Consider the following 6,277-nt stretch of genomic DNA (forward strand, 5'->3'; position numbering starts at 1 on the left):
ATTATTTGTTTGTGCCTTGAGCGAAGCGAAAGGAATGTTGAGAAATATGAATAAATATATCGAAATGCTAGAATTTGACAAAATGATAGATCGACTAAAAGAATATACCGTAACACAAAAGGCGAAAGAAAAATTTGACGAAATGACACCGCTTATGGATGAAGCGGAACTGTGGAAACGCCAGCAGGAAACAACAGAAGCCAGAATTCTGTTAGACAGGGATGGAACCCCGCCGCTGTCCACTACCGATCAGATGGATAAGATTGCAGAGGGTGCATATAAAGGGGAAATGCTGAGTATAGAAGAACTGGAACAGGTCAGCCGCTTTGCCGTGTTGGGGATGCGTTTAACCCGCTATCTGAAAAAGAGCGATGAAATGGGACTTAAGATTTCAGATTACGGACGCGGGATGGCGGATCTGGAAATATTAAAAGAAGAGATAGAACGCTGTATCCGAAGCGGGCAGATTGATGATTACGCATCGAAAGAACTGAGGGAAATCAGAAAGAAGAAAGACCGCATTCTGAATAATATCCGGATGAAGCTGGACAATATGCTGAAAAGCAAAAAAGAATGCTTTTCGGAAAGCTTTATATCCAATCGAAACGGACACTATACCCTGCCTGTAAAAAGAGAGCATAAGCTGCAGATCAGCGGCAGTGTAATCGATGTCTCATCATCCGGTGCAACTTATTTTATTGAGCCGTCCAGTGTATCAAAACTGAAGGCGGAACTGGGCGAACTGGATATAGCCCTGAGCAATGAAGAACGCAGAATACTCTACACCCTGTCTTCCAGCGTAGGAGAATACAGGGCAGAGATACTTTTGAATCTGGAGTATATAGAAGAACTGGATTATATATTTGCCAAGGCAAAATTAAGCGCATCCATGCAGGGGGTAGAGCCAAAGATAAATACTTGCAGAAGAATACGGATTGTAAATGGCAGGCATCCGCTGATTGGAAGGGAAAACTGTGTGCCGCTGAATCTGGAACTGGGAGAGCATCACCGTGGTATTATCATAACCGGACCCAATACGGGAGGAAAGACGGTAGCTTTAAAGACGGTGGGGCTGTTCTCAATAATGGCACAATGCGGACTGCATATTCCCTGTGAGGAAGCAGACCTGTCTATGAATACCCAGGTGTTGTGTGATATTGGCGATAACCAGAGCATACTGGAAAATCTCTCCACGTTCTCGGCACATATTAAAAATGTCATCGATATATTGGCGCTGGTAAATCAGGAATCGCTGGTATTGATGGATGAGGTAGGTTCAGGAACCGACCCTGCTGAAGGAATGGGAATTGCAATCTCCATTTTGGAAGAGCTGAAAAACAGCAATTGCAGTTTTATAGCAACAACCCATTATCCTGAAGTGAAGGAATATGCAGAAAAGACAGAGGGCATACAAAATGCCAGAATGGCGTTTCATAAGGAAAGCTTGAAGCCCCTGTACCGCCTGGAAATAGGGGAAGCCGGGGAAAGCTGTGCATTCTACATTGCAAAGCGCCTGGGAATGCCAGCCAATATGCTGAAGAGAGCTTACGAGGCAACGTACAAAGGAAATTCCATTTGTCAGGATAACCGTGAAGACGAATCAAGCCGGCAGAAAAGAGATTTAGATGAGCGGTTATTTGGGAATGATGGAGATGAGATGCAGGAAAAATCACAGGATATGACCCGGGGGAAAAAACAGGGAATACCCGGGGATATACATCAGAAAATAAACGAGGAAAAGAACAGGTGTAAAGGTTCTGGGCAGATTATAAGGGCAGCCGTAAAAAAATCAGCTTCAACAGATATGGAAAATAGCCAGATGCAGAAACGTTCGGAACGTTTTCGCATGGGAGACAGTGTAATGGTATATCCTCAGAAAAAGATTGGTATCGTATATCAGCCGGCAGATGAAATGGGTAATGTAGGGGTGCAGATTCAGAAAGAAAAAATGCTGGTCAATCATAAACGATTGCAGATCAAGACGAAAGCAGAAGATATGTATCCGGAAGATTACGATTTTTCAATAATATTTGATACCGTAGAGAATCGTAAAGCGAGGCATTTAATGGAAAGAAAATACGTAAAAGGTTTAGAAATCCCCATAGGAAGTCCAAAATAATATTCAAACAAAAATGGCTCTGACAAAAATGTCAGAGCCATGATATTAACATCCGAAACAACTACGGATAAAGGCTAATAAGTCTTCGCAATTTGTAAAACACATGATTATTATCCTCCTTTGCCTTTATTTGTATTAGCTAAGTACAAAAGAATTGTAACACTTTTGTAATAATATCGCAATAGTTTGTAGCTGGTTACAGAGGAAATAATTGCAAATGATAAGAAGTTATTCCAATTACAGGAAAAGAACGAATGATGTACCAGATGCATATCCCGTATTTCACATGGAAAGTTTGATTGTATTCTATTATCAGAAATGTTATAATAACTGTAACAATTAATAAGGAGTCAGGCATGGAATTTGTCTAATGAAAGGGAGGGATCTATATGTTTGGGAAGAAAGATTCAGATAATAAGCAGGACAGTGATCTCGTTTTACTTCGTACTGCAAGTAATAACTATGAATTAGGTCTTATTGAAGGATTACTGGAAGATCATCATATTCCATATCTTGTTCAAGACAGAGGGGTAGGCGGGTATCTCAGAATTTATGCCGGTTCCTCTATTTATGGAACGGACATTATGGTGGGAAAAACGTACTTTGATCAGGCAAAAGCAATTATGGATGAAGTAGACTGGGATGAAACCAGTCAGGTGTCTGAGGAAGAGCTTGAAAAGGCAGCACAGGAAGCTGCAGAGGACGAAACAGAATAACGGCTTTGTCAGCATGGGAATAAGAAAAGAAGAGGCGGGTGTAAAACCTTCCTCTTCTTATTTGTTACCGGAGCTTCAGACGCTCCGCTATGCCCAGGGGATGTCCATACAGAAATGGTTCCGAAAATTTCCGGTTAAAGTATTGAATGAGCGGCCCCATAAAAAATGCGGTCACCAGTGTGCCAATACCGATGGGAGCGCCTAATGCAAAGCCGATTAGAACACAGATCAGATCGGTTGTGATCCGGCAAATTTTAAAGGGGAACCTGGTCTTTTCACAAAGTGTCAGAGCAATAGAATCATATGTAGAAACCCCCATATCAGCCGTAAAATAGAGGGAGGAAGCAAAGCACATGATCAGGATACCACCCGTCAGAAATATCATGCGTCCGGGAATTCCCGGGTTCTGAAATAAATGCTCCAGCTGACTTGTGAAAAAGTCAACTACAATGCCCATTCCAAACATGGTGAAGATGGTTGCAAACCCGAACAGATGACGGTTCAGCAACCAGATTATAGTAAAAAGCACGACACTGACAATAGGAAATACCATACCGTAGGTGGAATGAAATAAGTTTGCCAAACCGTTGCAGAATACGGTAAAGGGATCTGTCCCCCATACAGCCATTTTAAATAATCCAATGCTGAAGCCTACCAGTATGACTCCGGCGATGGTCATGCCTATTCTTTTCTTTTTGTTATCCATTATTTTTCAATCTCCTTTTGGAAGTTCATGATTTATGCCATAGTATATTATAGTGAAGATTGGGAGATTTGCAATGAAAAAAAGTGGTGATAACCTGTTGAAATGTTAGATGGTGTCATGCTATAGGGATAGATCTGCCCCAGTTTCAAAATGGTATCTGATTATTCCCAAATCGATTTTACTATACTTGCTTTCTTTTACTTCAAACTGAACTTTTTCTTGGTTTAACACTATTAAAAAGTCCTGTTTATTCTGAGCTGTTGGGGCAAGTGCTGCAGCTTTCATGCCATTGCGGAACCAATCCGGCATATCATTTTCTGCTCTGCATAACTGTGCTATCGTTTTTGATTTATGTGGAACACCTTGCGTTGCTCCGTATCCAATTGCCATTACACATACCAGCTTTTCATTCTTTCCAATGATTGCCTTACATTTTTGGTTCTTATAGGTAGATGCTGCCCAGCAGGTATTTAGCCCCAGTTGCTGCGCCTTTAGCGCAATGCGCTGTCCATAATACCCAGCCTTTTCTTCTAAGTTTTCATTGGATTCGCCCACAAGTGCGATATAATTTGAAACTCCGCGAAAGCCAACACAATTTGCTATTAAACCTTTAAATACATTCCTATCATTACAAATCAACTGGATGGATAAGTTCCCTTCTTGGTTACACCTATTGATTTCCTCCTGTAATTCCTTAATAACACTTTCTTCTATTTTTTTATCTTTGTAACTTCTTACTGCGTGACGTGCCTGCATAGCCTCCAAAATAGTCATCTCATTTTTCCTTTCTCGTTGAATTTATTTTAATTAAAGCAAATTAATTTTTGAAAGCAGGAGTTTCTCGGTAAGCGATTCCCAATCGCTTTCGCAATGAAAGCCCTTCATATTCGCCATAGCTGCCAATCCATGAACGGTTGCCCACATGATGATGAGATTATCACGATAATTTTCTTTGTCTATGTTATTGCATTCCATACTCTTTAAAGCAACTTCCTTAAAAATATGGAAAGGTTCAAAATCACCATCAAAAGAATGATCCGTTAAGTCAATTCGATAATCTTCATTGTCATAGATGAAAGAAAAGTAATGTGGGTTTTTAGCAAAAAAGTTTACATAGGCTTTGCCCATGCTGATTGATGCATACATCAGTTCATGCTCATGGATGCTTTCTGTTAGGGCATCACAAAATTTCTTTGTAACATATTTCTTCATCTCAACCAGCAAATCTTCGGCGGCAGCGTAGTGGTTATAGCAAGCAGTGGGGGAAACGCCTAACCTTTTTGCCAATTTTCTTAACGAAAAACTTTCACGCCCATGTTCATGTATAAGTGACAGCCCGCCCTCTATTAATTCAATCTGTAGATTGCCATGATGGTATGGTTTTTCTTTCATGGTTATTTCTCCTTTACGTAAAGTTACCAATTCCAATATAAATGTTTGTAAGTGCTAATATGTGGATAATATTATGTATGTTTTTATAGGTATTAATATTTCTACATATATTTACGAGTGTTAATATGTGGAAATTACTCTATATGTTTACAAGTGTTAATATGTGGATAATACCATATATGTTAACAGATGTCAATATTGAAATTTGAATTTTTTTAATTCAAATTTTCTGATAGATGAACGGACTTGAAACATGCCTTTCTTCAGACAGCAATTTCTATAACGCCCCTTTATACATTATTTAATTGCAATGAGTAAGAATCCGTTATAGAATAAGCTATAACCGAAAACGATACCCAAAAATATACTTGCGGACCGTTCGATAAAGGAGGAGATTAAAGTGAAAATGTCTGTTATTTATTACAGTAAGACGGGCAGGACGAAGGAAATGGCGGAGATGATTGCAAAGGGCATGAAAAAAGTATCCCAGGTAGAAACAGGGGTTTTTGATATTGATCATGTAGACATGAAATTTGTCCGGGAGAGCAGGGCAGTTGTCGTGGGAACGCCGACTTATCATGCAAATCCGTGCTGGCAGATTAAGAAGTGGCTGGATGAGACAAGCAATACCTATCTGAAAGGGAAAATCGGGGCAGCATTTGCGACTGCTGATTATCCCCCAGGGAGGGGCGGATATTGCTATCTCTACGATATTGATGCACCTTATGGTAGACGGTATGCTGTTGTATTCCGGCGGTTCCTCACAGGGACAGCCATTTATCCATTTAGGGGCAGTGGCATTAAAAGACAATTTTGAAGAAAACAAGGCAGTATTTGAAGTGTTTGGAACCAGAATAGCAGAGAAAACAAGGGAATTGTTTGAATAAAAGATATTAATTTACATAACCGGAGGATTATATGGGTCAGAAAGATGGGGAAGTAAGGACAGATACAACATGGCTGGACTTTGCAGTAGAATTACAATTCATCGCTCAGGCAGGCCTGACGTATTCAAAGGATCACTTTGATTTGGAACGGTTTGAAAGGATCAGGGAAATTGCAGCTGAAATGTTGAGCCTAAAAAGTGGCTTTTCCATGGAAAAAGTGAGAGATTTATTCTGTAATGAAACGGGATTTCAGACGCCGAAGCTGGATACCAGAGCTGCCATATTTAAGGAAGGGAAGATACTTCTGGTAAAGGAGAAAAATGGCACATGGTCACTGCCCGGAGGATGGGTGGATGTAAACCAGTCTGTGAAATCCAATACCATAAAAGAGGTAAAAGAAGAGGCGGGTCTGGATGTTCAGGTAGTGAAACTCATTGCAGTCCAGGACAGAAACCTG

At 40.4% G+C, this 6,277-nt stretch carries 7 protein-coding genes; 4 read left to right on the plus strand and 3 right to left on the minus strand.

Features of this window, described 5'->3' with window-relative positions; genetic code table 11:
• Nucleotides 1–82: 82 nt before the first annotated feature.
• Together ACH2DQ_RS21455 and ACH2DQ_RS21460 are read left to right on the plus strand one after the other, a co-directional pair.
• Nucleotides 83–2,119, plus strand: coding sequence for a DNA mismatch repair protein MutS (locus ACH2DQ_RS21455; protein WP_394914071.1), 2,037 nt, complete (start codon nucleotides 83–85; stop codon nucleotides 2,117–2,119).
• 389 nt (nucleotides 2,120–2,508) lie between these two features.
• Nucleotides 2,509–2,835 (plus strand): DUF2007 domain-containing protein, encoded by a 327-nt coding sequence (locus ACH2DQ_RS21460; RefSeq protein ID WP_394913957.1) that lies wholly within the window; start codon nucleotides 2,509–2,511, stop codon nucleotides 2,833–2,835.
• Nucleotides 2,836–2,899: 64 nt separating this feature from the next.
• On the opposite strand, the gene ACH2DQ_RS21465 is transcribed toward ACH2DQ_RS21460, so the two are convergent.
• The 3 genes from ACH2DQ_RS21465 to ACH2DQ_RS21475 form a co-directional block, all read right to left on the minus strand.
• Entirely contained in the window at nucleotides 2,900–3,541 is a 642-nt protein-coding gene (locus ACH2DQ_RS21465) for a YitT family protein (protein WP_394913958.1), read from the minus strand.
• A gap of 120 nt (nucleotides 3,542–3,661) precedes the next feature.
• Nucleotides 3,662–4,315 carry a nitroreductase family protein gene (locus ACH2DQ_RS21470; protein ID WP_394913959.1) on the minus strand — a complete coding sequence of 218 codons (654 nt, stop codon included), beginning with the start codon at nucleotides 4,313–4,315 and terminating at the stop codon, nucleotides 3,662–3,664.
• Nucleotides 4,316–4,348: 33 nt separating this feature from the next.
• On the minus strand, nucleotides 4,349–4,933 hold the full coding sequence (locus tag ACH2DQ_RS21475) for a TetR/AcrR family transcriptional regulator (protein ID WP_394913960.1): 585 nt from the start codon (nucleotides 4,931–4,933) through the stop codon (nucleotides 4,349–4,351).
• Nucleotides 4,934–5,339: 406 nt separating this feature from the next.
• Between ACH2DQ_RS21475 and ACH2DQ_RS21480 the strand changes: the two genes are divergently transcribed.
• A complete protein-coding gene (locus ACH2DQ_RS21480) occupies nucleotides 5,340–5,750 on the plus strand; it encodes a flavodoxin family protein (protein WP_394914072.1) in 411 nt (136 codons plus the stop codon).
• A 101-nt stretch (nucleotides 5,751–5,851) separates the two neighbouring features.
• A partial coding sequence (locus tag ACH2DQ_RS21485; RefSeq protein WP_395028276.1) for an NUDIX hydrolase N-terminal domain-containing protein occupies nucleotides 5,852–6,277 on the plus strand: 426 nt, incomplete at its 3' end.

The organism is Robinsoniella sp., from assembly GCF_034124845.1.

What these genes read in the sequence shown, in the direction of transcription:
- ACH2DQ_RS21470 (WP_394913959.1), bottom strand. Translation starts at nt 4,315, where the DNA reads ATGACTATTTTGGAGGCTATGCAGGCACGTCACGCAGTAAGAAGTTAC.
- ACH2DQ_RS21465 (WP_394913958.1), bottom strand. Translation starts at nt 3,541, where the DNA reads ATGGATAACAAAAAGAAAAGAATAGGCATGACCATCGCCGGAGTCATA.
- ACH2DQ_RS21475 (WP_394913960.1), bottom strand. Translation starts at nt 4,933, where the DNA reads ATGAAAGAAAAACCATACCATCATGGCAATCTACAGATTGAATTAATA.
- ACH2DQ_RS21480 (WP_394914072.1), top strand. Translation starts at nt 5,340, where the DNA reads ATGTCTGTTATTTATTACAGTAAGACGGGCAGGACGAAGGAAATGGCG.
- ACH2DQ_RS21460 (WP_394913957.1), top strand. Translation starts at nt 2,509, where the DNA reads ATGTTTGGGAAGAAAGATTCAGATAATAAGCAGGACAGTGATCTCGTT.
- ACH2DQ_RS21455 (WP_394914071.1), top strand. Translation starts at nt 83, where the DNA reads ATGATAGATCGACTAAAAGAATATACCGTAACACAAAAGGCGAAAGAA.